A 26131-nucleotide genomic window follows, 5' to 3' on the forward strand; every position below is an offset into this window, starting at 1 on the left:
TATCAACTACTAGTCAGTCAAAGGCCAATTGTTTGCCTCGACTACATGTGTAGCTATCACTTTCGGCATCGTAGGTAAAGCCCGACCGCTCCTCCTTGTATTTGCCATGAGGGGGTATATAGCCGATCAGTCCTCGATCTTCTAGGTGCTCATAGTTTTCCCCGGAACTATACCCTGCATCAGCCACCACATTACTCATAAGTATGCCAAAACCCGCCAAGCGGGTCTGGGTTGTATCAACGATGGGTATCAGATTGCGACTATCGCGCCGGTCGGCCGAGCCAGCCTGAATATGGGTGATCACATGTTGGGAGGCATCCACGCTCACGCTGGTCATGTACGCCAGTTGGCGAGGCTTACCAGTTTTGAAGGCAATACGCGCATCTGGGTCTGTGGGGCTATAATGAGTGAGGTTGCTGAAAAGTCGGCCCGTTTTGTTAGGGGCGGCTTTTTTGATGTTTTTATGAAACCGGTGGATGTGCTGTAAGCGATCCGCCGAAGCGGTTAGCCGAGGGGCGTTAGGCTTACTTAACGAAGAAGTCGTCTCAGACGACCAGATGGCAGGCTTTCGCTTCTGCCGACTCATCGACGCATTCGCTTTAATGTAAGCCGAATCGATCACTTGGGTATGGCCGCTAATGAGCCCCTTATGGATACATAAGCCAACAATATGGGTAAAGCACCCGGGCCGCCGGTGCGGTTTCAAAGACAGAAACCGGAATTCGATGGCGTGTTCGACAGAGCGTACTGTGCCAGGGTAAGGGTTGTTCTAGCTCATAACCCAGAAACGCACGGATACCTAGATGCAGATTTGCCAGTTTCAGGAGCTTCCGATCCGAGGTAATGTTTTCCAAGTGAGCCACCAATTGCAGCTTAACAAACACGATTGGGTCCAGCGAAGGCCAACCCATGGTGCTATAAAAGGGCTCAAAAAGCGGCCTGACAAAGCGAAAGTCGACCGCTTGTAACAGTTGCTGGTAAAAATGGTGAGCGGGTACCAGTTTGACCAGCGAAGTTTGGATCATGTGATAGCCTAGCATAAGCTCACAACTAATCTAGCCCTCAATGAGTCACTTTTGCAACAGCCACAGCAATTATATTAAGTGAGAGGCTATTCAGAACTTGTACATTAGTTGATTTTGAAGACTTAATTGATAATAATGGTAGTAAGAGTAAGAGGGATGTGAATCAATATTGTACTGAATTGTAGGTTGAACAATTAAAGAAATATGATCAGAAAGATTATATGTCATTCCCACTCCTAGCAGCGGAGTAATAACCACCGCTTTGCCAACTTTTATGGGTATTAACTCTCCATTTCCACTTAAATCAACATAGCTAGTCCCTCTCAAATCAAATGTGGCTCCGGCTGAAAAGTAAGGCGAGAGCCGTTTAGTTGATGACTGGTAGTTAATTATTAAGGGAATTTTATACAGATTTGTAAAGGGATGATTATACTTATAGCGAATACTGGAAGCAAAGCCATTCTGCACATAGTTAGTTTTACCAGTTGCCGAATGGGTAGCCCAAATACCTGTTCCTACTGACAATTTCGGCGAAAAAGCATAGCGGGCCGTAACGCCCACTAAGTAACTAAGACCATTTGAAACAGCACTGAACTCCGTATTAGGAGATTGAGTGGCCGGATCAGCAAATGGAAATATAGCTTTCAAATTAGTATGGGTACAGATGGGAGCGAGTTGAATCGATAAAGCGAATTTATGTTGCCCAAAGGCAGTATTCACACTGGCGATCAGCAACAAGCAAGTCAGCGTCTTCATAAGATTGCCATTTGTTTTTGTTATTCTATGATCACATATAAGCCGTTCTAAGGGATACTTTACATGTAGTTGGCAATCCCAATCTAGGGATATTCCATTAACATAATAAAGGGCTTTCCCCTTCCCTTTCCAAAGGACTATAGAGCTTGTTTTCAAGGCTTGTATGGGGTGGTTGATCTAGGAATATCCCCCTAGAATGAGATAATTTATATAAAAATACTAAAAATAGTACAATTATTAATCCAAATATAAAAACGATCTTGGTCACTGACTTGTTCACTTTTTTGGCGAAGTGACTCCACTACTCATTACTTTGCTTAAGACTAATTCATACGCCTGGGGCGAAACGCTCACTTCCCCCCAATAGGGATGGTCCAAGGCAGCGATCAGAAATATCAGCAAACCAATCACCGCCCCTAATAAACTCACCAGCAACCCATGAAACCAAAACGACTTGACCACGAATAAATAACCGAATGTTACCGTCAACAGCGCCCCCAATAGCACCACATACCAAATCACACCCGGCACGCTGCCACTAATGGACTCGGCCCGTAGCCGACGCAGTTCGACCAACGAATTAAACGTTCGAATCGCTTCCTGGTGCAGGATCTTGGCCGTTTCATTGGTGGGGTCAAACCCCATCAATGGTGCCTGTAAGTCAAGTAATTTGGCCGATTCCCCATCATGGATAAAGCCCTGTCGTTGTAAGGGCCAGGACTGCTCAATAATAAACCGGGTGTAGGTCCGTACCTGAGTTTGCAGCTGAATTCGCTCTGGGAGGGGATACCCCGCCAGATCCCGGTAGAGCACTGCCAAACTAGCGGCTTCTTGCGAAGCTAGTGCCGTTGCCTGGGTGTAATTAGTCCAGGTGGCCACCGTCAGTAGGCCCAGTAATAACCCATATAAGACAGTTACCCCGGAAAAGAACCAGCCCACGGTTCCATTGTCAATTAAGGTAGCCAAGGTGCCGGCATTCAGCCGACGGTGGATCAGGCGTAGACCTATCAAGGACAGGCTCACAAAGCCACTCATGGTTAATAAGGCAAACAGCCAGGTGGGCAAGTTATAGAGCCAGATCATAAAAAGTCCGTTGTCGTCGACCGCATGGATCAGCGGAGACCAATTGGCCGGTTGTGGCATGGGTTCATCCAGATGGCAGGGAGTAGGCCACCAGCACTAGGGGTAGATACACCCCAGGGGTGGGAATTGTTCAACCGCACCCCCCTTGCCTGGTCCTTGGCTACGGAGAAGACGCTTATCGTTTATTAAGTAGAGCTTCTTCTATGAAACCAATTTAATCATTTTAAATCCTATGGTCTTTTACAAACGACCGTTAAAACAGCGCCCTATCGAAGTGCTACCGGGCCGAAGCCCAACACCCGTCAATCACTCGGTGAGCTGCCAGAAACAAAGACGCTACTGGTCAGTTCTTGCCTAAGACTGACCCCTTCTTTCTACTTCTCATGCATCTGGAGTCCTTGATCATTACCTACGGCTACCCCATCCTGTTTATAGGTGTATTGCTGGAAGGCGAGGCTTTCTTAATCTTGGCCGCTTATCTAGCCCACCGAGGCTACTTCTCCCTGCCCATTGTGATCGGACTAGCTGCCCTGGCCTCCTTTGTGATGGCCCAGATTTGGTTTGTGCTCGGCAATCGCTTTGGCACCGCTTTACTGAACCGTCGTCCCAGCTGGCAATCGCGGCTCGTTCGGGCGGACACCCTGCTACAACGCTACGGCAGTAGCTTGGTCCTGGGGTTTCGCGCCCTGTTGGGCCTACGGACCCTGATTCCGATCGCCATTGGCACATCAGCCTACCCAGCCCGCCAGTCCACGCTACTCAACGGAGTGGGTGCGTTGATATGGGCCCTGGTGATCGCCTTGGCGGGTAACACGATCGCTCATGGATTGGAAGTACTAGGCACCGATCTGCGTCAGCATGAACTGGCTGCTGTCGTCGTGATCGCCCTGATCGGTTTGGTTTGGGGGCTGATTCATCTCTACCGCCAGCCTAAAGTTCCGCGTATAAAAGGTGACTAGCGTAAAGGCCATCAATTAAGCCTGTAAAGAGGGTTTAAAGAGACGATTATTTTTTTCTAACTGTCAATTCCAGTTAGTAGCATACAGAATAGATTAGACAAACGTAGTTTCATAAAAACGTTATGCACCTTCCCTACTGGATTGTCCTATGCGTGCTGCTGGTAGGTATGTTCCTGAGCGTTAAAGCAGGTAAGCTCAACGTGACGGGTGCCCTAACAGGTGGCCTAGTAGGCTTCGCCATCTTTCTGGGTGCTGGCTTGCCAGGCCTGGTGATGCTGGGCACTTTTTTTATCGTTGGCTCAGCAGCGACTAGCTGGAAACTAACCGATAAGATAGCGGCTGGCGTAGCCGAATCGAATAAGGGACAACGGACCGCTTCCCAGGTTATAGCCAATGCTGGCGTAGCCGGACTAGTTGGTTTGCTGGCCTGGCTCTTTCCTGCGCAAGCTGGCCTATTTCAAGTTATGCTGGCGGCCAGCTTCGCATCAGCTACCGCCGATACCTGTGCCTCGGAACTGGGCAACGTATACGGTCGGCATTATTATAACGTCCTCACTTGGCGTACCGACACTAAAGGCCTGGATGGGGTCGTCAGTCTGGAGGGGACGCTGCTGGGTTTTCTGGGGAGTTGCCTGATTGGACTTATCTATGGGATTGGCTTTGGCTGGGGCCTGCCTGTTATCTGGATTCTGATGGCCGGCACCGTCGGTAATCTGGTAGACTCAGTGCTGGGGGCCAGTCTGGAGCGAAGGGGGTATCTGAAGAATGACACGGTAAATTTTCTCAATACGTTGGTGGCGGCCCTGGTGGCCCTGGTGGTTCAAACCTGGTAACCCGGCAAACCCATCAGCACCAGCTGTCCAAACTACTGGGGTAGGTAGGCATGAAAGCCGGTATACGCTGTCTTACCCGGCCTTGTGAGGTGTTACAGATCAGTAAGAGTATAAGTCCATCGGCTTATTAGCGGTATGGCGCTTCCAACTTTAGACAATCTCCTCCGTCGATCCGCTTATCTGACCATCGGGATGCTGGTGGTTTGGATCGGCTTAGACACCTGGCTCACAGGAACCGCCTGGGCGGGCCTGCCACTCAGCCAATCGGCGCTAACGGTTGAGTATTGCGAGTTTAATCATGTCCATCGCTTCGTACATCAACCCAGCAATACCTATTCTAATCTGGTGTACTTCTTTTTGGGCGTACTCATCCTCCAGATTGCCCAGGTAGATACGCAGAAGGGAGGGGAAACGGGTTTAAACCGACTGGAACATTTTCCTTTGCTTTCAGCCTTGATGGGTGGCTGTTTTGTGTACCTGGGGTTTGGAAGCGCGTTTTTCCATGCGTCGCTCACGTACATCGGCCAGCGGGTGGATATGAATGCAACCTACAGCCTTATGCTAACCCTGGCGGGCATTGCGCTGTATCACCTTGGCCATAGGATGAGCTTGACAGCTGCTCAAAAAAAGGGTTGGGTGCTGATGATATTACTACTGATTGGTGCATTTTTTAAGCTTTCGCTGTTGGTGCCCAGCTCCCGGTTGGTCCCCGCTTTGATTCTAGGGATAAACGTATTGATGCTCATCGACTATATTCAGTTCCGAAACGATCGTTCACTTGGCCTGCTGCTGCTGGGTCTAGGCTTGATTGTCGTAGCTATCAAAATCCGGACATTAGACGTGCAGAAAGTGAATTGTGATCCGTATGCTTTCTTCCAGGGGCATGCCTTCTGGCATGTACTTACGGGGCTAAGCAGTTTTTGTAGTTACTCATTTTTTCGTTTCACAAGAATCACCTCTTGATGTAGGGCAAGCGCCCTCAAGTTGAAGGCATGGCAAGTAGCTAGGGAGCCATTAAAGAGACAGCGATTTTTTAATATCTGTTCAATTATACAAGTTCACTGTGCCGATTAAGTAGACCATCTCAAGGCAAGGCACATACGGTATAGACTCTAAACTAACTTCGATACTAGTTTTGCGGTTAACAACCAAGCGGGAGCGGCCGACTACTGCTCAGGCCAACCGAAATCTATGAAATCGTATTCAATCCCTAAAGACATTATTCGCCGGGAGCGAATGAATAAAACCTTTACTAAATATCACTTAGGCGATGGCCGGGTGTTGCATCATTTTACGGCGGCCAATGACGAGTTGTTTCATGATCACCCCTGGTCTTTTCGCACCACTATTTTGTCCGGGGGCTACATTGAGGTAGTAGCCGAGCCAAAAGACGACGGAACGTTAGCCCTTACTAAGCACAAGCGCCTTCCGGGGACAACGCACCATGTGCAGGCGGGAACGATTCACAAGCTGATTGGGCTGCTGAAAGGGGACTGCTGGACGATGATTGAACCCGGCCAGCCTGAGCGCCAGTCGGGCTTCTATAAAGCGGATGAAGCAGGCGTCTGGCACCGGTTCTGGAACCAGCGAAAGTGGCGGTTAATGGTTGCTATACCGAGTACAGCCTAAAACACCAGCTCCCCAAACCAAGGTTATTTAATTACGGGTAACTAACCATTTGTTCATAAGCTATATACTCTCTCTTAGAGGTGATAGTAGCTTACGTTGCTTTATACTCGTAGAGTAGATGAATGGCTGTTAATGCTTACTCTCAGCAAAGGATTTGCCGTTTTCTAATTTACTTACTCTACTAACAATGGACATACTTGAAGTGCTAGCTAAGTGGCTTTTTTGGCTCTTTGATGGAATCGGCGTCAACCTTATTCTTAAGAAGATTGCCAAAGTATTCGACAAAAAGAATGAAGATAGCCCAAATTCAAATAGCAATTCGTTGATTAGCACAGAGCTACCACAGGTATAATTTATCGTTTTATTCAAGGTTACATAATCATGATCTAGCTTTCGCACCATTCTTAAGTACGATAGTTGGTACTCTTTTGACCTTCCTACCCCTAAAAGCATAATAATAGCACTTTTGTAATGGCTTTATTTCGTACTTCTTAAGCTAATACGAAAAGTGGGTAGTTTCCTTCATCTCACATAAGAGGGTATTTTGAGAACTCTAGCAATAGGTGATCAAGCCGATCGTCCAAGACAAATTGAAATATAAGCTAATAACCGGACTTGAATTACTCTTGCCGCTACGCAAAGCAGCCTATCTACCAAAGCACCAATTCCACAGCATTTTTAACAATTCTGTTCCGCTACTCAGAAGACTTACACATAGGAGAAGCAGACCTATAAAGGCGGCTAAAGAGATGAGGTAGGGCTTGTACACTTTTCGGGTAAAGCGCTCATAGAGGAGTAGCCCCAGGATAATCAACAACCCAAGTAAAGCCCCCGAAAGAGGGAAGCTCGGTATTCGGCCAATCGTTGCACCTAGAAACGGCAAGATGGTCAAGACCATAAAACGGGCATGATAGGCAAGTCGGTGCCGATATGTGATAGCTAGCGTATAAAACAGAACAAACAGGCTGATATCGAATCCATTATAAACGAATAAAATTAGGTCCTGGGCACGCATCTGATGTTGTCGAGCCATCAGTAGTAAGCAAACAATCAGGACTGGTACTAATCCATAAGAAGCTTTGCCCACTAGGCGATGCAATGCAATGTGTTTCGTTCGGAGCAGGATGGGCTGACCAATCAGCATGGCAAACCACAACAGAATGGTCATTGCGTGGAGATGAACGAGCGTAGTGGTTCCAGTAAAGGTGGGGAATAAACCGAAGTAGGTTTTATAAAATGCGAGAAAGACAAGGAACAGAACGGCGACAAACAGATAGCTGATGTTTCGGTAGACTTTTTCCATGACGATAAATGGTTGGCATTCATCGCCAAATCTAGCGTGATAAATGGCGTGGGTTTGGTTAGAAACCCGACGTTATTTAGACTAGCCGCAGGATTTTTTCGGGCGAGAGGGCATACTGGGCCAGCAAGGTATTGGGCGTTACGCCCGCAAATTCCTTGAATTCCTTGAATAGGTGATGAAAATCCGTATACCCGAAATGAACCGCCACGGTCAACCAATCGGCATCAGGATGGGCTTCCTTCCACAAAAACGTCTGGTGGAAACGCGCAATCCGACTGTAGAGTTTGGGGCCGATACCCAACCGTTCAACAAACTTGCGCTCTAACTGTCGTGGACTCAGGCAGGCTTGATTTGCCAACCAATCCAGCGAAAAACTCGTTGGGTTGTGCAGTAGAAGTTGCCCGATTTGATCGACGGCATGACTGTCGGCGCGCACCTGCCGAATTTTCGATAGCAGATAGTATTCGACAACCGCCAGCATCTCGCTATACCCGTTGGTGTTGGCTAAGCGATCATTAATCCCCCGAACTTCCTGACCGATGATGGATTCGGCGTCTACTTTCAAATCGGTAAATTCAGAGAGGGGTATCCGAAATAAGCGGAATAAGCCTCCAACGTGAAAAATAACCCGAATCATCAGGTAGTCGGCGGTCGGCATCTTAAAATTAATTCGCGACACGGGTTGACCAAAAATGGCGATCCTTGGTTCAATCTTCTCCACGCCCGTGCTCGGATTCAAGGACGTAACCAACCCCTTGAGAAAGAATTCTAGGCCATGTTCAGGTAGGGGTGGAAATGGTTTAACCAAGGGTGAGTTGGTCGGATCATACCTAAAATGGAGGAGCAAATATTCCTTCACAAAAGCTTGGAGAGCTAGCTGGGGTGGAATCCGCTGATAGATCATACAGAAAGATAGGTGTTTACAGTTAATTCTGACCTAAGTTTTAGTATTCGGTTAGGCTTCAACTAGACCAATGCTAATTATCCAAAATTCGACCTATCTAATGCTTTCTTCTAAGCTAGATTGAGAAAAGGGATCATCCAAACAGGAGTTGTACGACAGCCATACCCCATTTTTGAAGCATACGGATGAAGAATCTATCGTCTCCCGTAGGAGCGTTTCAGGAGACGGTCATCTTTCAATATCTACCATACACCATTAATAGTGTGCATTTTGGTCATTAATCGTTTTAAGAAAGGCACCCATTTCCACAGTAAATGGTTATAGTAGTACCAAATTTAATATGACTCCGTAGCTCAGTTGGTAGAGCAATTGACTCTTAATCAATGGGTCGACAGTTCGAACCTGTCCGGGGTCACCACTAAACACAACAGGCCAGCTGCAACACAACGTGTTATAGTTGGCCTGTTGTGTTTATTCTCGTTCCTAAAATTAAACCAGCGTTATCTGGGAATGATGAAAACGGGTAACGTATGCTACTGATTAGATTGGACAGATGTTAAAAATGATAGTTCATTTAAATTAGCTTTTTTTACCAATTTATTGACCTATCTATTCGTTGACATGTCGGTTTTGACGATTTACGGGAGCTAGTTTTAGTGGCAGAAATAGCTCGATTGGCAGGCATAATTTATATCAATTTACAAATCGACTTTTGGAGAATGTACAATTGGTTCAGACGAACAGTTGTATCCTCTTCGGAGGTCCGTTATGAAAATGTTACAAAATATAATGATCAAAGAGTGGTCTACTATCTGATTCTTATAAGCTAGGCGAAAGGGAAGGGTTTGCAATGAACAATTAATCCTGTATTCTCTACTCGTAGGCTACTCACTGGATCGTGGTGGCAGGCTACCCAATGAATTCTCTTTTCCACTAGCTCCCCACCCGGTTATAACTCATTTATCCAATATCACTTGACTACAAACACTCACTCTTGTTTGGGGCTTATGGTGAAAAAAGAGCATCCATCATATTGAACTATAGGATAGTCTTTGTAGCGCATTACATCGGTATCGGAAACCGGCTTGATCAGTTGCTCATCTTCAATTTGGAGAAGCTGGTGGTAATACTTGCTATTAACATTAAGCTGAAGCTGACAAGCCAACGACTCGGGCGGTAAGACATCGGGTAGCCTTTCCAAGGAACGCTCAAACAAACCCAGTAAAGGATGTTTATTGAAGAGGCTTTGCATAACCAGATGGGATAATAGGCGACTCGGCCTCCTTTTTAAAGGTAAAAGGTTGCTGGGTACATAAGCTACTTAGGGGCTTTCAGCAATTTGCCCCAGTAAAGATAATGGGAGGCACCCTGCGCCGCTACGGTAGTTTTAATAGAATTATATTATTTATTGAACCTCCCGTTGAATAAACGTTAAAGTGTTTTGACTTATCATTTAATGAACCTTCCTTTAATAAATGTATAGGCTACAGCTACATTTTTCTACGTTGTGGCAACCGGGATTAAAAGTGGAGCGCCAATTTCGACCCCCCGTAAACGGAGATACTCGTATAGGGTGGTTTTAGAGATGTGTAAATCGCGGGCGATTTGTTCAACCGAGTACTTGGCTTCTTTGTAAAGACTTTAACCAATGCGAGCTTTCTGCTCACCGGCCTTGGAAAGCCCTTTACGTCGGCCTAAGAGTTGACCCCGACGACGGGCGGAGGCTAAACCCGCCAGGGTTCGCTCCCGAATCACCTCCCGCTCAAACTCAGCCAGGCTGGCAAAGATGCGAAAAACAAGCCGACCCTGAGCCGTCGTGGTGTCGATGGGGTCGTTCAGACTAACTAACCCAATGTGGTGATCTTCTAGACGAGTCACAATCTCAATCAAGTGATTCAAGGAACGGCCCAATAGATCCAGTTTCCAAATCATCAACGTGTCCCCCTCGCGGATGATTTCGAGCAATCTGTTCAATTCAGGCCTTTCGGTTTTAGATCTACTGGCTTTCTCCTGGTAGATTTTCAAGCAACCGGCTGCTTTAAGGGCATCAAGCTGAAGGGCCAGGTTTTGAGCTTGCCGGTCCGCCGGTGCGGTAGAGACTCGGGGATAACCTAACTTCATGGTGTACGGATATCTGTCTCACGTATTTTACGTAAGAAGTGAGAAATCGATTTTCGATCCAGCGAGCAGGTTGTGAGCGTTTATGTTACAGAATTATCAGGTAGAAATGCCAAAATAAAAGTAGTATACCACTAAACGCTTTAGAAGGGTGCGTTGGTAATAAACGATTGAAATGATTGTCCAGCAGTCTTTAGGCCTGAAATCATTCACAGAAAGGTTCGAGCGAGTGGAACCTGTGAACTAATAAACTGAACGGGTTTACTGAACGTAAAAACGATTGTTTTTGACCACTTTCTTTCTACCTGACCGCCGTTCATGAAAACCTCGGTTTAATTTTAGGAGAAGACATACAATATTTTAAAGACTAAAAACGACAATCAGTTACATACGATCTACATTGCCGTTTTATTTTCGGACATGACAATGAAGTCAGATTAATTATTATGTTCCAATTCAGCCTTTATCGTTTAAAGCGTCCAACTAGTCTTTTCATAATTGCTTATAACAAAGCATAACTTTAGCGGGTCATTTACCCCAGAAATCGAGCATTCAACCACATTTATATCCGTTCGGTAAGCGGTAGTTGTATTTTTGCAACGTATCTCTTCTATGAATGACAGCCTGGTTAAAAGTCTATCGTAATCACGTATTGATCGGAATTGCCCTGGTAATTCTGCCAATCGTCTATTCGGTAAATACTGGCGTAAGCTGGTCACCGTTGAGACCACACGAGCATCTGGTACAAAATGGGTTAGCCTATGTGCTGCTGGTGCTGTTCTCGTATTTGAACCATACCCTATTTGTTCCCCGCTGGTTTCTGACGAAGCAATACCGGAAATACGTCATCATAGCTGTTGGTTGCATTCTGGCAGCTGTTTATTTGCCCTATCGCATTGAGCAGTGGGCCTTCTTTAAATCACCGCGAGAAAATACCCCGCTGGCCTGGGCTCGTCAGATTTTCGTAGAGGAAATGATGCTGGCTAGACCACGTGATTTTCCCCACCCCGACGAACACAGATTCGGAGTTAAGCCATTTGATCGGCTGCAGGTTCCACCTCAACAGGATGGCCCACTTCATTCACCTGGTGACGATCGACCTTACGACCGGCATGGACCGCCTTTTATACTGCTGCTTCCCGTTAAGCTTGCCATATTTTTTTTACTGGGTAGTGTCAGTTCCCTCATATCCATCTCTATTCAAACAGCCAGTCGGCTTCATCAGGTTGAAACGGATCAGTTGCAGGCCGAGCTTCGCCAGCTAAAAGCGCAGATTCAACCGCATTTTCTGTTTAATACGCTCAATAGCATTTATGCGCTGGCCATTCGTCAGGATAAACGCACGGCCGATACCATTGTGAAGCTCTCGGAGTTCATGCGCTACATTATCCGCGATGCTCACCGGGACAAAGTAGCCCTGAACAAAGAGATCAATTACATTGGTAATTACATCGATCTCCAAAAAGCCCGGCTACGGGATGCGGTTCAGGTTAACTACCAACTGGAAGGCGATGAGCGGCATGTAGAGATCGCTCCTTTACTGCTGTTTTCGTTCATTGAAAACGCCTTTAAATACGGAGTAAATCCTGATGAAGAATCGCGGATTGAAATTCAGATCCGTATTGAGGGAGATAGCCTGCATTTATATGTTGCCAATAAAAAGGTGCAGATAAGCCAATTCGAAAATTCAACGGGAGTTGGTTTACAAAATACCAAGGAGCGATTACGGCTCCTCTATCCTGACACCCATACATTAACTATTGATAATAATCCGACCGATTTCCATGTCAGTTTAAGCCTGACTTTATCCTGATGAAAGCTATTGCACTCGACGACGAACACCCTGCCCTCGACGTCATAGAAGCCTTTTGCAGCCGAATTGATTCAATAGATCTGGTCAAAACGTTCACCCGCACGGGCGAAGCTCGGTTGTATCTGGAAACGAATCCGGTCGATTTGATCTTTCTGGACATCAATATGCCAAAGGAGTCGGGACTGGACTTTTTTAAATCCATTACTCAACAAACCCTCGTTATTTTCACAACGGCCTACAGTGAATATGCATTGGAAAGCTACGACGTGGAGGCTGTTGATTATCTGCTGAAACCCTACACCTTCGACCGGTTCACGAAAGCGACGCAGCGGGCCCAAACCCGGTGGCGAGCACTCCAGCAAAATCAGGGTATTGACAGTCAAGGAACTGAGCAGGTACACCTCTTCTTTCGGGCGGATTACGGTTTGGTGAAGGTTACAGTGGCCGACATTGTTTTTATTGAAGGACTGGACAACTACCTGAAAATTCATTTGGAGGAGGGGCATCCCCTAGTGTTGCGGCTTACAATGAAAGCTCTATTGGAAAAATTGCCAGTGGCCAAATTCATTCGAGTTCACCGGTCGTTCATTGTCGCGATTAATAAAATTCAGTCGATTCGTGGCCGGATAATTCTAATTGGAGAGGAGGAAGTTCCCATCGGGAGCAGCTATGAAAATGCCTTTTTTAGTCTCTTTATGAAATAAGGCTTACCCGATTTTCCACGTACTGACGTTCCACTTTCGGCTAATTCGACAGCCTGATTTAACCCCGAAATTTACCCCATTCACCACAAATTCAGGGCAATTACCCCCGAATTATAGGGGTTAACCACTTCTTTTCCATCACCGGTATTTTACAGACGACCTTTATCCTGTCAGCAGAGTCCACCGGTTATGTGGCGCTACGTTGGATGGGATCGCTTGTCGATAAACGGTACGTTCACCACAACATTTCGGCTCTTTACCCCAACTGCGAACGGGCTGTGCAACAGTGACTAAACGATTTAAGTATTCGATATATAAGCAATTAAGCGCTGAATAGAACGTATTCAGCAAACATCATGAAACGAAAAAACTGGACTAGTTTCCTGCTGATCCTACTCGGTTTCAGCGCACTCTTCGGCTCCTGCACATCAACGGATGTTGATGCCACGAGTACTACTGGCTCAACAACGGGATCGACTGGCACGACGTCGAACAGTTCCAGCTCGATCACAACCACTTTGTCAGCCACGGCCACCACAACCACCTGTGGCTCAACGGGCGTAGCTCAGATCGTCTGCCTGGCCGAAGCCTTCAAGGCTACCTTGAGCAGCACGCAGGTATCGACTGTGCAATTGACCTACTCGAAGGCCAACGCGCAGAAATGGTCGAACCTGCCAGCCGGGATGTCTTCCCGGGTAGGTATTAACCTAGGTGCGCTCAGTGATACGCAACTTTTGGCTTTCCGCAACCTGATGGTGGCCGTGCTGGCGCTGAATGGTATGAATGAAGGCTACGACGAAATGCTGGGCAACCTGGTTGCCGACGATTACCTCAACTCCATTGGGGGGGGCTCTACGTATGGTGCTGGCAATTATTACCTCTCGTTTCTGGGTACACCCAGTACCAGCAGCTTGTGGGCCATCTTGTTTACGGGCCATCATTACACCCAGCCCATTACCTTCAATGCGGGTGCTGTCACGGGCGTAACGCCCGCCTTCCGGGGCACGGAGCCACAGGCAGCCGTGACCGCAGGCAGCCGCACTTACCAGGCTTTTGAACAGGAGCGGGTTGCATTTGCTGCGTTGTTAACGGGGCTGAGCACCACCGAGCAATCAACCGCCAAACTGTCCGGCTCTTATAACGATCTGGTACTGGGTCCGGGGCAGGATGGTAAGTTTCCGGCTACTAAATCTGGTTTACAGGTTGGTACGTTAAGCAGCGACAAGCAGGCGCTGGTGCTGGCCGCTATCCGGCTGTATGTCAATGACCTGGACGCGTCTACGTCAGCCGCCGTGTTAACCAAATACACCTCAGAATTAGCCAATACGTATGTCGCCTATTCCGGTACGACCGCGATGGCTTCCCAGGGGGATTATGTACGGATCGACGGGCCGAGTGTGTGGATCGAGTTTTCCTATCAGGGTGGAGTGATTATCAAAAATACACCGCACTCCCACTCGGTTTGGCGCGATCATACCGCCGACTACGGTGGCAATTAGTATCCTGAGTTCTCGTGCTTTGCCTGCTCCGTCAGTTCAAGTGTAACGGCGCATATTGATTACCTTCGTATTAATGGGCCAGCCACGCAATAAATTGATGTCAACGTCTTTTCCAGTGACTAAACTAAGTCGTATCAGCAGCCGTCGATCCGGATGGCTGCTGATTTTCACCCTACTCGGATTGCTAGTTGGACTGCCTAAACAGGCTTCCGCCCATCCCATGCCGAATTCGGTAGTTCTGCTCAACGTCCACGCTAACCGTATCGATGCCGAGCTACAAATCCCGCTCGTTGAGTTACAATCGGCCTGGGGGCATGCCGTAAACGATTCATCAGCGGGACTGGTCGCGCGATTGGGTCCACAACTCAGGGCGTACCTGAAAACCCACATCCGTCCGCAAAGCCCCGACGGGCGCTTCTGGAACGTAACGGTTGGCGAACTGACCGTCCATGAAAGCCAGAATCCAATCAACGGTGTATACCGTGAACTCACGGCTCAGGTGCAGATGCTGCCCCCAGCGGACGAAGACGCTCGGACGTTTACCTTTCACTACGACGTCGTGTTGCATCAGGTAATGACCCATAAAATTCTGGTGTCGGTCCGTCAGGATTGGGAGCGTGGGCAACTGGCCGAAACCGAGCCGGTGCAGGTTGGGGAAATCAGCCTGGATATTGTCAATAATCGGATTCTACCCCTGTCGGTTAATCTGACTTCCGGCCACGCCGGGCCGGGTAGTTACTGGACCGGTTTTACGGCCATGATTAAGCTGGGGATGCAGCACATCGCCGAAGGGACTGATCATTTGCTGTTTTTACTCGTGTTACTCCTACCAGCTACCTTACTGGTGGCAGGGCAACGATGGGGACGATTTGGTGGGATTCAATATAGCTTGAAGCGATTGTTGGCCATCATCACAGCCTTCACGGCAGGGCATTCCATTACGTTGCTGGCCGGATCGTTGGGTTGGGTTCGGTTACCGTCTCAGCCGGTCGAAATGTTGATTGCCGTGTCGATTCTGGTGTCGGCCGTTCACGCTGTTCGGCCAATTTTTCCGGGTCGCGAAGCCTGGATTGCGGCTGGGTTCGGGCTGATTCATGGGCTGGCGTTTTCCAGTACGCTAGCTAACCTGCAACTCGACGCTGGCCCGATGGCACTGAGTATTCTGGGCTTTAATGTAGGCATTGAACTCATGCAGCTGTTCATCATTGTGTTGACAATTCCCTGGCTGATGCTGTTGAGCCGTACACAAGTGTATAGCGTTTTTCGATTGACGGCCGCATTTCTGGCGGCCGTAGCCGCTAGTGCCTGGGTGATTGAACGGATCACGGGTCAACCGAACAGGTTAACACAGGGAATTGAGTTTGTATCGCCTTATGCTCCGTATGGGTTGGGGGTGTTGGCCGTGATGGCGCTACTCTTCACCTGGCGCCTGACGCGGGCGAGTCAACTCCCTGTACACTAGTTTCTAATGTCGGTAAAAAACATAGTTGCTACATGGGTAGTCGGACTGTTAGCTGTCCAGGTTGGGTTTGCTCATTTGGGTGCAATCCCACGGACAAGGCTACGCGGATTTGCACTTTGTGATTCCTTAACTGGTCGAAGGCGTCGATTTTAAAAAAGGAGCCTTAGATCATAAAAAGCCCCTGACAAACGGAGTTTTGTCAGAAACTGATCCACTAAGATAGGCCATCACTAGCCAGTGATGACGAGAGTGATTGCTCGGTAGCACAAACCTGGAGCTGGTCACCCAGCACAAATAGTAATTACCAGATGATGGCCCTCGATCTGCCAGCCACAGGGCTGGGTAGCTGAAGGTGTCCCCATGATGGTTAACCAGTTGAGATTTTCATTCAGCCGGGTGACTGATACCTGCCTGTTATAAGTTCATATCCAGCCCAAAAATTTTTGGAATTTTCATAAAGAAATCCAAATTGTCTGGAGTTTTACCCATGTGCCTGCTGTTATTGATGAATTGAAAAAAGTGCTGGAAGCACAGTTTCGGCCTTTTCACTAAAATAGTACCCGGAGCCTGTAACTGGCATGTAAATCGCGTATAAGTCATTTACAAACATGGATTTGCAACGGAGCGTATCCATATGAAAACTGACTTAGAATGGCCTTTTCAATCCCTAATTCAACAACTCAATCCTGGTGGCTACTCTACCTGCGTACAGGTCTCTTCGCCAGTATAGGCGTCCTGGTAGTTTTCGCAGGAAATTCACAGCCCTTCGTAGGTATTGCGTTGAGTACGCTCCTGATTATAGCGGGGTTGCTGGCCATTCGTTTTCGGCAGGTTAGCCGAATACCAGGGGCAGCCACAAACTGGTTTTTGGCTGCCGGGCTACTGGACATTGTCGCTGGCCTTGCCCTGCTTTTTTATCTTCACCATCCTGATCAAGGCATTGTCTTGGTATTCGGTGCCTGGGGTATTCTGGTGGGGCTTATTCAGGCGGTTGAGGCCATGTATGTATTTATTGGTCTGCAGACATCAGTCGAAAGCCGGAGTATGTCGGGTACGCTTATTCACTTCCTCAACGTACTAATTTGTGGTGGAATCGCCTTCATGCTTTTACTTCAGCCCCTCGGCGATGATTCTACGCAAGTTGTGGGTTGGTTTTTTATTGCTTTCAGTATTACCCTATTATTACTGACGCGTCGGCTACAGGTGGAAGGAGAGAATCGGCCATAAAATAAACGTTACTAAGCAACCAGTAGGGTTATTCAATTTTCAATGAGTTGCTTAACCAACCACCGGTTTCGGCTGATTTTTGAACATAAACTGAGCCAGCGGGAATTAAAGCGGTACCGAGGCTCCGGAAACACTGGTCACGGCTTCAACGGGAGCATTCTGAAACCGGGTAATTAACCGCGAAGCCCGGCTGTAGCTAAAATAATTGACCGCCCAGTTCAGGACCGTGGACGCTTTGTTGCGAAAACCAACCAGCAATAGTAAGTGTACGCCCATCCACAGTAGCCAGGCTATAAACCCTTGTGTGTGCCAGAAGGGTAGCTCAACGACCGCCCGGTTTCGGCCAATGACCGCCATTACCCCTTTATTCACATAGCGAAACGGTTGTAGCGGTTGTTTCTGATGAAGGGAAACTAGGTTCTTAGCCAGCCATTGGCCTTGTTGAATCGATGTGGGTGCCAATCCCGGAAGGCCCTGTGGATAATCAGGAAACACTTGAAGGGCATTGTCGCCAATGGCAAACACATTTTCATAACCCTCCACCTGATTAAACACATTGACAACATATCGACTCCCTTTTCCAACGCTGGCAGGCGACAACCCCGGAATGAGTACACCTTCTACCCCGGCGGTCCAAAATAAGGTCCGGGCGGCATGTGTGTCCCCATTACTAAGCGTAACGACCGCTCCATCGTAGGATTTAACCAGGGCGTTTAGATGAACGGTTATGCCCATCCGGGTCAGAAACTGACGGGCCTTCCAGGAGGAGTCTTCTCCCATACTTTTTAATAAGCGGTCGTTCCCCTCGACCAGGTGAATCTTCATATGCTTCAGGGGCAGTTCGGGGTAGTCTTTGGCCAGTACAACATCGCGCAGTTCGGCAATGGCACCGGCCAGTTCAACACCCGTTGGGCCACCACCTGCAATAACGATGTTTACCTGTTCGAGCTGCTGTTGCTTATCGGATAATTCCAGCGCCCGTTCGCTGTTTTCCAGCAGGCGACTCCGTAAGGCCAGCGCATTTCTTACGGTCTTCATGGGCAGGGCATGGCGTATCAGCTCCTCATTCCGGTAAAAATTGGCCTGTGAACCGCAGGCCAGCACGAGGTAATCGTAATGCAGCGTACCGATTGACGTAGTCAAGGTATTTTGCTGTGGATCAATCTGAAGCACCTCCGCCATTCGAAAATTGAAACGGGGTTGCCCGTTGAAGATTTCACGAACGGGTTCGGCAATGGCGTCCGGTTCAAGCCCGGCCGTTGCCACCTGATACAGAAGCGGTAAAAATGTGTGGTAATTATTCTTGTCGAGCAATACGACCTCAAAAGCTTTACCCGTTAAGGACTTAGCCAGCTGAATACCGCCAAACCCACTGCCAACGATGACAACGCGGGGTAAACTGGAATCGGGAATGTTGACCTCCATCAGTAAATTAGTTTATGAGTAAATTGGTTACCCGCCAGCAATTAAGCCCGATTGTATACCTCAAGTACGGGTTCCCGCAAGGCGCGGCCCGCGCCAAATAGCACGAAGGCGATTGTATCTGCCAGAGTTTGCGGATTGACCCAGGCGGTAAAGTCGGCATCCGGCATCGCCTGACGGTTTGCAACGGTATCAATGACACTGGGCGCAATAACCGTAGAGACAATGTCATGTTCCTTCCCCGAAGCATTTATCAGGGTCGACAATTCGAACAGCAGTGATTTGGATAAGGTATAGGCAACCGCCTGCCGACCGAATTGGGCGTTCAGGGCTTGCCGGGCACCAATGAGTACGAACCGTCCTCCGTTGGATTGGCTACTCATGTGGGCAAAAAGTGGCTGAATTACATGATAAGCTGTCTTGAAATTTACCGTCATCATGCTGTCGAGTAAGGCCCCATCCGTCTCCGTCAGTGAACCACCCGTATAACCTCCTGCCAACAGAATGGCTGCGTCGACAGGGCCATGATTGTGAATAACCCGTTGAATCAACGTCTGAACCTGGACTTCGTCGGACAGGTCTGTTTCGTATGTAAACAGCAGGTCTGAGAAGCCATGAATAAGGGCTTGAGGATTATCGTGGTACTGTCTCGTAGCAATAACGAGATGCCCTTCATTCAGCAGGGTTTGTGTGACGACCCGGCCTAACCCGCCAGAAGCACCGGTTATGAAAATAGTAGCCATGAGTACACAGGTATGTTATGTCAAGAGCTAGTTGAAATCCGTTGAACGTCCAGCTCTGCAGTTTCTCTATCTGCTATTGTGCCAGTTTTCATTTTCGATCAGGGATTTTACAAACAGGCTTTATTCGGCGATTAACGGCTGTTTACAACCAGCGAAAGAGGCTAGTCAACTGCACATACATCCAAATAACTCAGACTTTTAGTAGAATTCTCCATTATTCCCGGGGTTCACCATAGGCCAAAAGGTGAACGTAATCAGGCTTGGTCGACAACAGGCTTCTCACCATCAACTGTTGTCCTAATGGGCTACTTCGAAGATGATTGGTGACCGTAGCAGAGCAATCTGGAGAACTCCAGTAAATCTGGATTTTTCCACAGATTGTCTGTAGGTTTATCAGGCTGGAGCGAACGTTTTGTGAAGAACCAGAGACAGCGGTAAATTAAATTTATCGTAAAAAAAACCCTACTTCCGGCTATACTAATCGGTCAGTAGTTAGTTAGATAACAACCAGCAACTACCCGGCGATTAACGGATTACCTTTACTTATTACCCTGTTACGGGCGCAATTCTTGTAGTGTCGATATAAAGGCAGTCCGAGTTCAACCCTTCCCGGATGTCCACAAACTATGCAACAATACCTCAAGCCTCCTCTTTCCTCCACCTCAACGTGTCAGATACTAATCGTGGAAGATGAATACATCATCGCCAATGACCTGGGGTTGATTTTGCGCGTTGCCGGTTATCCCGTTCTGGGAGTTGCCGATTCTGTGGCCGAAGCCCTGACACTTATCGCCCGTCAAAGGCCCGATATGGTGTTGCTCGATATTTACTTGAAAGGAAAAGAAACGGGAATTGACCTGGCTAAACAGTTGGAGGACAAAGGGATTCCGTTCATCTATATCTCGGCCAATGACAACAAAAGTGTACTGGAGCAGGTCAAGGCGACGCAGCCCAGCGGCTACATTGTGAAGCCGTTTCGGGAAAAAGATATATTGACAACGCTGGAAATCAGCCGGTACCGTCACGCACACAGCGTTGAGATGAGACTACGGGAGGAAAAAGCGCTGCAAATCAGCCTGACCGACGCCTTGTCAGCAATGGAAAGCTGGGAGCAGAAACTACTGAATGCGGCCAGGCTACTGCAACCCTACATACCGTTTGATTTTCTGACGATTCAGTACCAGAAAAAAGGTATTAACCACAGTTATAACTTCTACCAGATCGGGTTTGACGAATACAAAGCCCTCACCCTGAGCGATCTGCAACCAATGACGGGCATTCCTGCGGAACAACTGCTGGCGATGCAAACCGGAATGCGCTTTGGTGAACCTGGCCGCTATAATGAAGAGGCCTTCGACGATTTTTGTCAAACTTATCGCTATGGGCAGGTTCTCGCCAAATCATTTCGGCTCCAGTCAGGGCTGGCTATGCCGCTACGAATGAATAGCAACGATTCGTTTGTGATCCTGTTTCTGAGTCGCAAACCCGATGTGTACCGTTCATCGCACCTTACCCTATTGGAACGGCTAGAACAGCCGATTGTTCTGATGCTTGAACGCGTATTGGCTTTTGAGGAGGTGGCCCGGCTCAGTGAACAGCTCCAGCGCGAAAAAAATTATCTTCAGGAAGAGGTGAAAACAACCGCCAATTTCGAAGAAATCATCGGCCGAAGCCAATCTTTACTGCGGGTATTTGAGCAGGTAAATCAGGTTGCCTATACCGATACAACGGTGTTGATTCTGGGAGAAAGTGGTACCGGCAAAGAGCTGATTGCCAGAGCTATTCACAATCTATCTCCCCGAAGTGGCAAGATCTTGGTCAAAATAAACTGTGCTGCACTGCCCGCTACGCTCATCGAATCGGAGTTGTTCGGCCACGAGAAAGGAGCTTTTACGGGAGCTTTTGAGAAACGGATTGGCAAGTTTGAACTGGCTCAGGAGGGTACCATTTTCCTGGATGAAATTGGGGAGTTGCCACTGGAGTTGCAGGCCAAGCTACTACGGGTGTTACAGGAAAAAGAAATCGAGCGAATCGGTGGCAAAACGCCTATAAAAACCGATGTGCGTATTATTGCCGCTACGAACCGTAGTCTGGAAAAAGAAGTGGCCGAAGGGCGCTTTCGGATGGATCTTTATTTCCGGCTCGCGACCTTCCCCATTATGTTACCGGCCCTGCGCGAACGGGCAGAGGACATTCCGTTACTGGCTAACTTCTTCGCTCAGAAATCAGCCCGAAAAATGGGAAAACAGTTTCGGGGTATTAACCCTTTGGTACTTGACGAACTGGTCAACTACGCCTGGCCGGGTAACATTCGGGAACTGGAAAACGTCATGGAACAGGCGGTAATTCTCAATGATGGGCAAACACCCCTCGAGTTAGGTCGGCCTTTAGTCAGCAATCTGTTTATGGCCAGCAGGCCCACCCTACCCCCGGAGAACGCAACTCGCGACGCTGAACAGTCTACCATTTCCCCGCCAAAAGACCTGAATGACATAAAGCAGATTCAGCTTCAAACCGAACGGGAATATATTCTGGCGGTGCTCAAGCGCACCAATGGCCGCATTCGAGGCAGCAATGGCGCGGCTGAAGTACTCAATCTTAAACCAACAACACTGGAGTACCGAATGGATAAACTGGGTATTCGCAAAACCGTCGCCATTGACCCTAATACCCCTTCGACTGATTCGTACTGATGGAGTTCTAATGAATAGTGTATTGAATTGTTATGGGTTCGTTCACCCTTTATTCACCCCGTCCCCAATAGATCATACCCCTGGCAACATCTACTTTACTGAGCACAGGCTGAGCGTGGCGACTTAGGTGAGACTGGATGAGTGGGGCCAGACGGGACAACGTCATCTTTCCATAAAATCGGTGCCCGTCAACGAACAGCGCTGGCGTGGTCATGACGCCAAGCTGATGCCCATCGCGTCGGTCTGCTTCAATTCGATGATGCAGGTCTTCATCATCCAGATCTGTTAGAAACTGATGATACTGTAAGCCCAGACTAATGGCAAGCATAGAGAGTGTTGTTCGGGTAATGGTTGGCAGTGTAAATAACGCCTGATACATGGGCCAGAATTGCTCTTGCCGACGGGCGGCCTCTGCCGCTAGCGCTGCCATTCGGGATGCATCACTCCGTTCGTTGGGAAAGTGGCGGTAGGTATACCGAACCCGGCCATCGAATGCACTTACTACCGACGAGAGTAAGCTCCGGCTCCGGCGACACTGGCCGCAGGTGAAGTCACCAAACTCGGTTAACTCGATGGTTGGTGCCGGACCACCCATGTCAGCAGGGAAATTGGTTGCTATCGAATTCATAAACCCAAAAAAGAGAAAGTTGGTCAACCAGTGTCGTTGTTACGGAGAAGGCTATGCGTCAGTTGAGCGAAGGGAAGGCTGCGTATGTGGGAAAATAGGTCGTAGACTGAAACCGGTCCAGGTGCGTACTAACCTCCCCCATGTAGTAGTACGCGCTTACGATTTGCCCCCTCTGAATCCGGTAGAAATGAGTAAAGGGTGCGCTATACCAAAGCCCATTCGTTTCGCGCTGAAACTGGTAGGTGCCAATGATAATACCACCAATGGACGAGCCAATGACTTCACTGACAACTTCGTACCAGTCCGGATAGGTGCGGTCAAGCTGGCGCTGGTAGTTTCTGAAAAAATCGCGTCCCAGATGAGTGCCTGAGCAGACATGCCCATCGGCCAGTTTCCAGGTACATTGGGGATGAATAAAGGCAGGATCTTGTGTCAGAATCCAGTCGTTGAGCAAACGAACGTGGAGTTCCTCAATAAGGGTCGTCATAGACGGGCCAACAAGCCAGCGGAAGAAGATAATGAAGCGTTTCATGAAGATTGGATTTGGGCGAATGACAAAACGATTTCTACCCAAAGCAAGTCAACTCCTGTGCCACGAAACAGCTATCGGCTTTTGGGATTAGAAAATGGCCATTATGAAGTCTAAATCGCGACTTTCTCTATAAACGTCTGGCTGACAGACGAACTACAAGGCAGAAAAAACTCCAAAATAATGGATACATCCACCCTATAACTCCAATTTTCTAGAGTTTGCCGTTTCTGGAGTACGGCTCACCAGGGCCGTTTGACCTGAATGAAGGCAACCAAAACCGGAGCCATTTTTGTAAGGAGGACATTGAGCGTTTAGTGACGTCGGCGGTCCAGGGCAACCGCTGGCATTCCGAACGTATTGTAGCTTACTAAATCATGACAGCGTCAGTATACTTTTTCCCGTTTGTTCAGGCACGAATAAAGCCGATTGGCTCGGGACGATCAATCCAGTTCATCCGGTCATCAATCCTCCGTTGGTCTTGCCCGTTTATATGGGTAAACGTTTGCCTTCTTTTTAGTTTATTAACGAGCCATCTGTCCGCTCAGGGACAAAATATTAACCGGCAGATGGCGAACCAGCTGCTGGCTCAACTGCCCAAAAGCCAGGCCGATACCGGCCGGGTACGAATCCTGTTCGAGCTGGGCAAGTATCAGCTGTTTAAACCGGGCAATGTTCCCGCAGATCTGGAAAGAAGCCTGTCCTATTTGAACCAGGCGAAACATTTGAGCGATTCGTTGCACCTGCTGACATGGCAGCACGAAATTGATGCTGTACGAGTGGCGAACTACCTGGAGGGGGCCAACAGCAAGGCCGCCTATGCGCTGTTTGATCAGTTAATCGCCGACTGCCGACGAACGGGCGACCGGGCCTCCGAAGCCAACGCCCGCTTTCGTCTGGGCTTTTGCATTTCCTTTACCACCAAGAAGTACCCTGAGATCTTCGACAATTACAACCAGGCCATCGCCATCTACCGGTCGCTTCACAACCAGAAACAGGAGTTACTGATCCTGCACGAAATTGCGGGGCTTCATACGAGTCTCGGGCAGTTGGATTTGGCCCAGAAGGAGTTCCTGACGATCCTGAAACGCTACAAAGCTATTGGCTATCCGAAACTTCACTATACCTACAACTGGCTGTCGACCATTAGCCGATTGAAAGGGGATTTTAACAAAAGCCTTTTTTATTCCCTGCAATGCATCGAAAGCATGAACCGGACGGGCGATACGGTATCGGCAGCCAGTTTTTACGGCAATCTGGCTCAAATGTATTTTGAGTTGGGCAGGTACCGGCAGAGCAACGATTGGTACCGAAAAACGCTGGCCAAATGGCGTCAGGAAGGGTTGCCCAATTACGGGATGTATAGTGCGGCTAACATCATTGTCCGGGATTTAATTGAACAGCATAAACCACAGGAAGCGCTTAAACTGATCAACGATCTGGTCACTCAGATTCCAACGATAAATTTCATACAGAAGGGGTCGGTAGCGCAAAGTTTCGCATACAGTTATGATGCGCTGAAGAATGATAAACTAGCCGAAAAATACTACCTGGAAGCCATGCGGTGGTACATAGAGGCCAACCACGATTTCGAAATGTCGCGCAAGGCCCAGTTGGAAGTTGGTCGATTTTATGTGGAACGCAATCAGTTCAAAAAGGGCAATTTTTATGTGAGGCCGCTACTGGTTGATTCGACAAAAAAGAACTCGCTTTCTCTGTTAAAGGATATTCACTTCATGCTGTTTAAAATCGACTCCGCAGTAGGCGATTACAAATCGGCGATTGCTCATTTTCGAATCCATAAAGCGTTGAATGATTCCATCTTCAACGAAACAAAAAACAATCAGTTCGATCAGTTGGAAGTCCAGTATGAGACGCAAAAGAACCGGCAAAATATAGTGCTTCTGGAGAAACAGAAAACACTTCAGGATGGGGAATTGAAACAGGCCAGACTTGTCCGTAATGGCATTCTGGGCGGTTCGGTCCTCTTGTTGTGTTTGCTGGCCTTAAGTTATAATCGGTACCGGCTCAAACGACGCAGCAATCAACTTCTCGAAACGAAACAACATGAGATAAACCGGAAAAACCAGACACTGGAAACCCTCCTGTCTGAACAGCAGCAACTGCTGACGGAGAAAGAATGGATGCTCAAGGAGATTCATCACCGGGTAAAAAATAACCTCCAGATCATCACCAGCCTGCTCCATTCGCAGGGCGTGTTTCTTAAAGACGAAGCCGCTCAGTCGGCCATCCGCGAAAGTCAGAACCGGGTCCATGCGATGGCCCTGATTCACCAGAAGCTCTACCAGTCGGATCGGCTGGCGGCTATCCCGATGACTGGTTACGTGGCCGAGATTATCGACTATCTGATTAAGTCCTTCGACCGGGAAGGCACCATTCGTAAAAAGATCAACGTAATACCGCTCGAACTGGACGTTACACTGGCGGTTCCGCTGGGATTGATTTTGAACGAAGCAGTAACCAACTCCCTCAAATATGCCTTCATAGCGGGTAATCCGGGTCTCATCTGTGTAGAACTGACAGCGCAGGAAAATCACTACCTATTGGTTGTAAGCGATAATGGCCGGGGTTTTCCTGCCGACTTCAACCCGCAGATGAGCCAGACTCTGGGCATGAGTCTGATGCATGGGTTGAGCAAGCAGATCGGAGGAAGCCTGCAAATAGGTTCGAGTGACGATAAAGGGGTTGAGGTTCGACTTGAGTTCTCGGATGAGGTTGTTGGCAAAGAGTCGATAAACGCACTATAATCAGTACGTTAAGCTGATCGTATTCTGATAAAT

At 48.3% G+C, this 26131-nt stretch carries 23 protein-coding genes, 1 tRNA gene and 2 pseudogenes; 12 read left to right on the forward strand and 14 right to left on the reverse strand.

Annotated elements, in window-relative coordinates:
• Positions 1-13 precede the first annotated feature (13 nt).
• The 4 genes from CWM47_RS39105 to CWM47_RS04430 form a co-directional block, all read right to left on the reverse strand.
• Positions 14-622 (reverse strand): transposase, encoded by a 609-nt coding sequence (locus CWM47_RS39105; protein ID WP_240625705.1) that lies wholly within the window; start codon positions 620-622, stop codon positions 14-16.
• 25 nt (positions 623-647) lie between these two features.
• The gene (locus CWM47_RS39110; protein ID WP_240625706.1) at positions 648-1025 is read right to left on the reverse strand and encodes a transposase; all 378 of its coding nucleotides are present in this window, start codon (positions 1023-1025) and stop codon (positions 648-650) included.
• A gap of 90 nt (positions 1026-1115) precedes the next feature.
• A complete protein-coding gene (locus CWM47_RS04425) occupies positions 1116-1781 on the reverse strand; it encodes an outer membrane beta-barrel protein (protein WP_100986586.1) in 666 nt (221 codons plus the stop codon).
• Between the two features lie 276 nt (positions 1782-2057).
• Entirely contained in the window at positions 2058-2924 is an 867-nt protein-coding gene (locus CWM47_RS04430; protein WP_100986588.1) for a bestrophin-like domain, read from the reverse strand.
• 323 nt (positions 2925-3247) lie between these two features.
• Here CWM47_RS04430 and CWM47_RS04435 point away from each other — a divergent pair, with 323 nt between their 5' ends.
• From CWM47_RS04435 to CWM47_RS04450, 4 genes are all read left to right on the forward strand, one after another.
• Positions 3248-3823 (forward strand): DedA family protein, encoded by a 576-nt coding sequence (locus CWM47_RS04435; RefSeq protein ID WP_100986590.1) that lies wholly within the window; start codon positions 3248-3250, stop codon positions 3821-3823.
• 122 nt (positions 3824-3945) lie between these two features.
• The gene (locus CWM47_RS04440) at positions 3946-4656 is read left to right on the forward strand and encodes a DUF92 domain-containing protein (protein WP_100986592.1); all 711 of its coding nucleotides are present in this window, start codon (positions 3946-3948) and stop codon (positions 4654-4656) included.
• Positions 4657-4791: 135 nt separating this feature from the next.
• Entirely contained in the window at positions 4792-5619 is an 828-nt protein-coding gene (locus CWM47_RS04445; RefSeq protein ID WP_100986594.1) for a ceramidase domain-containing protein, read from the forward strand.
• A gap of 228 nt (positions 5620-5847) precedes the next feature.
• Complete coding sequence (locus CWM47_RS04450) at positions 5848-6285, forward strand: hypothetical protein (protein WP_100986596.1); 438 nt, start codon at positions 5848-5850, stop codon at positions 6283-6285.
• Between the two features lie 646 nt (positions 6286-6931).
• Here CWM47_RS04450 and CWM47_RS04455 read toward each other — a convergent pair.
• On the reverse strand, positions 6932-7588 hold the full coding sequence (locus CWM47_RS04455; RefSeq protein WP_100986598.1) for a hypothetical protein: 657 nt from the start codon (positions 7586-7588) through the stop codon (positions 6932-6934).
• 76 nt (positions 7589-7664) lie between these two features.
• The gene (locus tag CWM47_RS04460; protein WP_100986600.1) at positions 7665-8492 is read right to left on the reverse strand and encodes a helix-turn-helix domain-containing protein; all 828 of its coding nucleotides are present in this window, start codon (positions 8490-8492) and stop codon (positions 7665-7667) included.
• A gap of 342 nt (positions 8493-8834) precedes the next feature.
• Here CWM47_RS04460 and CWM47_RS04465 point away from each other — a divergent pair.
• Positions 8835-8910, forward strand: a tRNA-Lys gene (locus tag CWM47_RS04465).
• A gap of 570 nt (positions 8911-9480) precedes the next feature.
• On the opposite strand, the gene CWM47_RS04470 is transcribed toward CWM47_RS04465, so the two are convergent.
• From CWM47_RS04470 to CWM47_RS04475, 3 genes and pseudogenes are all read right to left on the reverse strand, one after another.
• Positions 9481-9744, reverse strand: a complete 264-nt coding sequence (locus CWM47_RS04470; RefSeq protein ID WP_100986601.1) for a hypothetical protein — start codon at positions 9742-9744, stop codon at positions 9481-9483.
• Between the two features lie 248 nt (positions 9745-9992).
• Positions 9993-10118 (reverse strand): annotated as a pseudogene (locus CWM47_RS40630) (recombinase family protein); the annotation flags it as partial.
• Positions 10119-10133: 15 nt separating this feature from the next.
• Complete coding sequence (locus tag CWM47_RS04475; RefSeq protein ID WP_317046718.1) at positions 10134-10613, reverse strand: recombinase family protein; 480 nt, start codon at positions 10611-10613, stop codon at positions 10134-10136.
• Positions 10614-11226: 613 nt separating this feature from the next.
• On the opposite strand from CWM47_RS04475, the gene CWM47_RS04480 reads away from it, so the two are divergent.
• The 4 genes from CWM47_RS04480 to CWM47_RS04495 all read left to right on the forward strand — a co-directional run bounded on the left by CWM47_RS04480 (position 11227) and on the right by CWM47_RS04495 (position 16088).
• The gene (locus CWM47_RS04480) at positions 11227-12423 is read left to right on the forward strand and encodes a sensor histidine kinase (protein WP_100986603.1); all 1197 of its coding nucleotides are present in this window, start codon (positions 11227-11229) and stop codon (positions 12421-12423) included.
• Entirely contained in the window at positions 12423-13127 is a 705-nt protein-coding gene (locus CWM47_RS04485; protein ID WP_100986605.1) for a LytR/AlgR family response regulator transcription factor, read from the forward strand. The genes CWM47_RS04480 and CWM47_RS04485 overlap by 1 nt, the downstream gene beginning before the upstream one ends.
• A 356-nt stretch (positions 13128-13483) precedes the next feature.
• Entirely contained in the window at positions 13484-14626 is a 1143-nt protein-coding gene (locus tag CWM47_RS04490; RefSeq protein WP_100986607.1) for a DUF3500 domain-containing protein, read from the forward strand.
• Positions 14627-14741: 115 nt separating this feature from the next.
• Positions 14742-16088: a HupE/UreJ family protein gene (locus CWM47_RS04495; protein ID WP_317046719.1), complete on the forward strand. Its 1347-nt coding sequence runs from the start codon at positions 14742-14744 to the stop codon at positions 16086-16088.
• 281 nt (positions 16089-16369) lie between these two features.
• Here CWM47_RS04495 and CWM47_RS40170 read toward each other — a convergent pair.
• A pseudogene (locus tag CWM47_RS40170) lies at positions 16370-16495 on the reverse strand (DUF3500 domain-containing protein); the annotation flags it as partial.
• Between the two features lie 244 nt (positions 16496-16739).
• On the opposite strand from CWM47_RS40170, the gene CWM47_RS04500 reads away from it, so the two are divergent.
• Positions 16740-17315: a hypothetical protein gene (locus tag CWM47_RS04500; protein WP_100986609.1), complete on the forward strand. Its 576-nt coding sequence runs from the start codon at positions 16740-16742 to the stop codon at positions 17313-17315.
• A gap of 105 nt (positions 17316-17420) precedes the next feature.
• Here CWM47_RS04500 and CWM47_RS04505 read toward each other — a convergent pair whose 3' ends face one another.
• Together CWM47_RS04505 and CWM47_RS04510 are read right to left on the reverse strand one after the other, a co-directional pair.
• Positions 17421-18740: an NAD(P)/FAD-dependent oxidoreductase gene (locus tag CWM47_RS04505; RefSeq protein WP_100986611.1), complete on the reverse strand. Its 1320-nt coding sequence runs from the start codon at positions 18738-18740 to the stop codon at positions 17421-17423.
• A gap of 41 nt (positions 18741-18781) precedes the next feature.
• Entirely contained in the window at positions 18782-19480 is a 699-nt protein-coding gene (locus CWM47_RS04510; RefSeq protein ID WP_100986613.1) for an SDR family NAD(P)-dependent oxidoreductase, read from the reverse strand.
• Positions 19481-20106: 626 nt separating this feature from the next.
• Between CWM47_RS04510 and CWM47_RS04515 the strand changes: the two genes are divergently transcribed.
• On the forward strand, positions 20107-22173 hold the full coding sequence (locus CWM47_RS04515; protein WP_240625707.1) for a sigma 54-interacting transcriptional regulator: 2067 nt from the start codon (positions 20107-20109) through the stop codon (positions 22171-22173).
• Positions 22174-22222: 49 nt separating this feature from the next.
• Here the strand turns inward: CWM47_RS04515 and CWM47_RS04520 are convergent, their stop codons facing one another.
• On the reverse strand, positions 22223-22801 hold the full coding sequence (locus CWM47_RS04520; RefSeq protein ID WP_100986615.1) for a DsbA family protein: 579 nt from the start codon (positions 22799-22801) through the stop codon (positions 22223-22225).
• A gap of 58 nt (positions 22802-22859) precedes the next feature.
• Positions 22860-23333, reverse strand: coding sequence for a nuclear transport factor 2-like protein (locus CWM47_RS04525; protein WP_100986617.1), 474 nt, complete (start codon positions 23331-23333; stop codon positions 22860-22862).
• A 374-nt stretch (positions 23334-23707) separates the two neighbouring features.
• Between CWM47_RS04525 and CWM47_RS04530 the strand changes: the two genes are divergently transcribed.
• Positions 23708-26098 carry a tetratricopeptide repeat-containing sensor histidine kinase gene (locus CWM47_RS04530; RefSeq protein ID WP_100986619.1) on the forward strand — a complete coding sequence of 797 codons (2391 nt, stop codon included), beginning with the start codon at positions 23708-23710 and terminating at the stop codon, positions 26096-26098.
• Positions 26099-26131 lie beyond the last annotated feature (33 nt).

Source organism: Spirosoma pollinicola (assembly GCF_002831565.1).
Taxonomy (GTDB): Bacteria; Bacteroidota; Bacteroidia; order Cytophagales; family Spirosomataceae; genus Spirosoma; species Spirosoma pollinicola.

What these genes read in the sequence shown, in the direction of transcription:
- CWM47_RS04515 (WP_240625707.1), top strand. Translation starts at nt 20,107, where the DNA reads ATGCAACAATACCTCAAGCCTCCTCTTTCCTCCACCTCAACGTGTCAG.
- CWM47_RS04470 (WP_100986601.1), bottom strand. Translation starts at nt 9,744, where the DNA reads ATGCAAAGCCTCTTCAATAAACATCCTTTACTGGGTTTGTTTGAGCGT.
- CWM47_RS04505 (WP_100986611.1), bottom strand. Translation starts at nt 18,740, where the DNA reads ATGGAGGTCAACATTCCCGATTCCAGTTTACCCCGCGTTGTCATCGTT.
- CWM47_RS04520 (WP_100986615.1), bottom strand. Translation starts at nt 22,801, where the DNA reads ATGAATTCGATAGCAACCAATTTCCCTGCTGACATGGGTGGTCCGGCA.
- CWM47_RS04490 (WP_100986607.1), top strand. Translation starts at nt 13,484, where the DNA reads ATGAAACGAAAAAACTGGACTAGTTTCCTGCTGATCCTACTCGGTTTC.
- CWM47_RS04425 (WP_100986586.1), bottom strand. Translation starts at nt 1,781, where the DNA reads ATGAAGACGCTGACTTGCTTGTTGCTGATCGCCAGTGTGAATACTGCC.
- CWM47_RS04460 (WP_100986600.1), bottom strand. Translation starts at nt 8,492, where the DNA reads ATGATCTATCAGCGGATTCCACCCCAGCTAGCTCTCCAAGCTTTTGTG.
- CWM47_RS04440 (WP_100986592.1), top strand. Translation starts at nt 3,946, where the DNA reads ATGCACCTTCCCTACTGGATTGTCCTATGCGTGCTGCTGGTAGGTATG.
- CWM47_RS04480 (WP_100986603.1), top strand. Translation starts at nt 11,227, where the DNA reads ATGACAGCCTGGTTAAAAGTCTATCGTAATCACGTATTGATCGGAATT.
- CWM47_RS04435 (WP_100986590.1), top strand. Translation starts at nt 3,248, where the DNA reads ATGCATCTGGAGTCCTTGATCATTACCTACGGCTACCCCATCCTGTTT.
- CWM47_RS04510 (WP_100986613.1), bottom strand. Translation starts at nt 19,480, where the DNA reads ATGGCTACTATTTTCATAACCGGTGCTTCTGGCGGGTTAGGCCGGGTC.
- CWM47_RS04475 (WP_317046718.1), bottom strand. Translation starts at nt 10,613, where the DNA reads ATGAAGTTAGGTTATCCCCGAGTCTCTACCGCACCGGCGGACCGGCAA.
- CWM47_RS04455 (WP_100986598.1), bottom strand. Translation starts at nt 7,588, where the DNA reads ATGGAAAAAGTCTACCGAAACATCAGCTATCTGTTTGTCGCCGTTCTG.
- CWM47_RS39110 (WP_240625706.1), bottom strand. Translation starts at nt 1,025, where the DNA reads ATGATCCAAACTTCGCTGGTCAAACTGGTACCCGCTCACCATTTTTAC.
- CWM47_RS04530 (WP_100986619.1), top strand. Translation starts at nt 23,708, where the DNA reads ATGACAGCGTCAGTATACTTTTTCCCGTTTGTTCAGGCACGAATAAAG.
- CWM47_RS04450 (WP_100986596.1), top strand. Translation starts at nt 5,848, where the DNA reads ATGAAATCGTATTCAATCCCTAAAGACATTATTCGCCGGGAGCGAATG.
- CWM47_RS04430 (WP_100986588.1), bottom strand. Translation starts at nt 2,924, where the DNA reads ATGCCACAACCGGCCAATTGGTCTCCGCTGATCCATGCGGTCGACGAC.
- CWM47_RS04485 (WP_100986605.1), top strand. Translation starts at nt 12,423, where the DNA reads ATGAAAGCTATTGCACTCGACGACGAACACCCTGCCCTCGACGTCATA.
- CWM47_RS04525 (WP_100986617.1), bottom strand. Translation starts at nt 23,333, where the DNA reads ATGAAACGCTTCATTATCTTCTTCCGCTGGCTTGTTGGCCCGTCTATG.
- CWM47_RS04500 (WP_100986609.1), top strand. Translation starts at nt 16,740, where the DNA reads ATGGCCTTTTCAATCCCTAATTCAACAACTCAATCCTGGTGGCTACTC.
- CWM47_RS04445 (WP_100986594.1), top strand. Translation starts at nt 4,792, where the DNA reads ATGGCGCTTCCAACTTTAGACAATCTCCTCCGTCGATCCGCTTATCTG.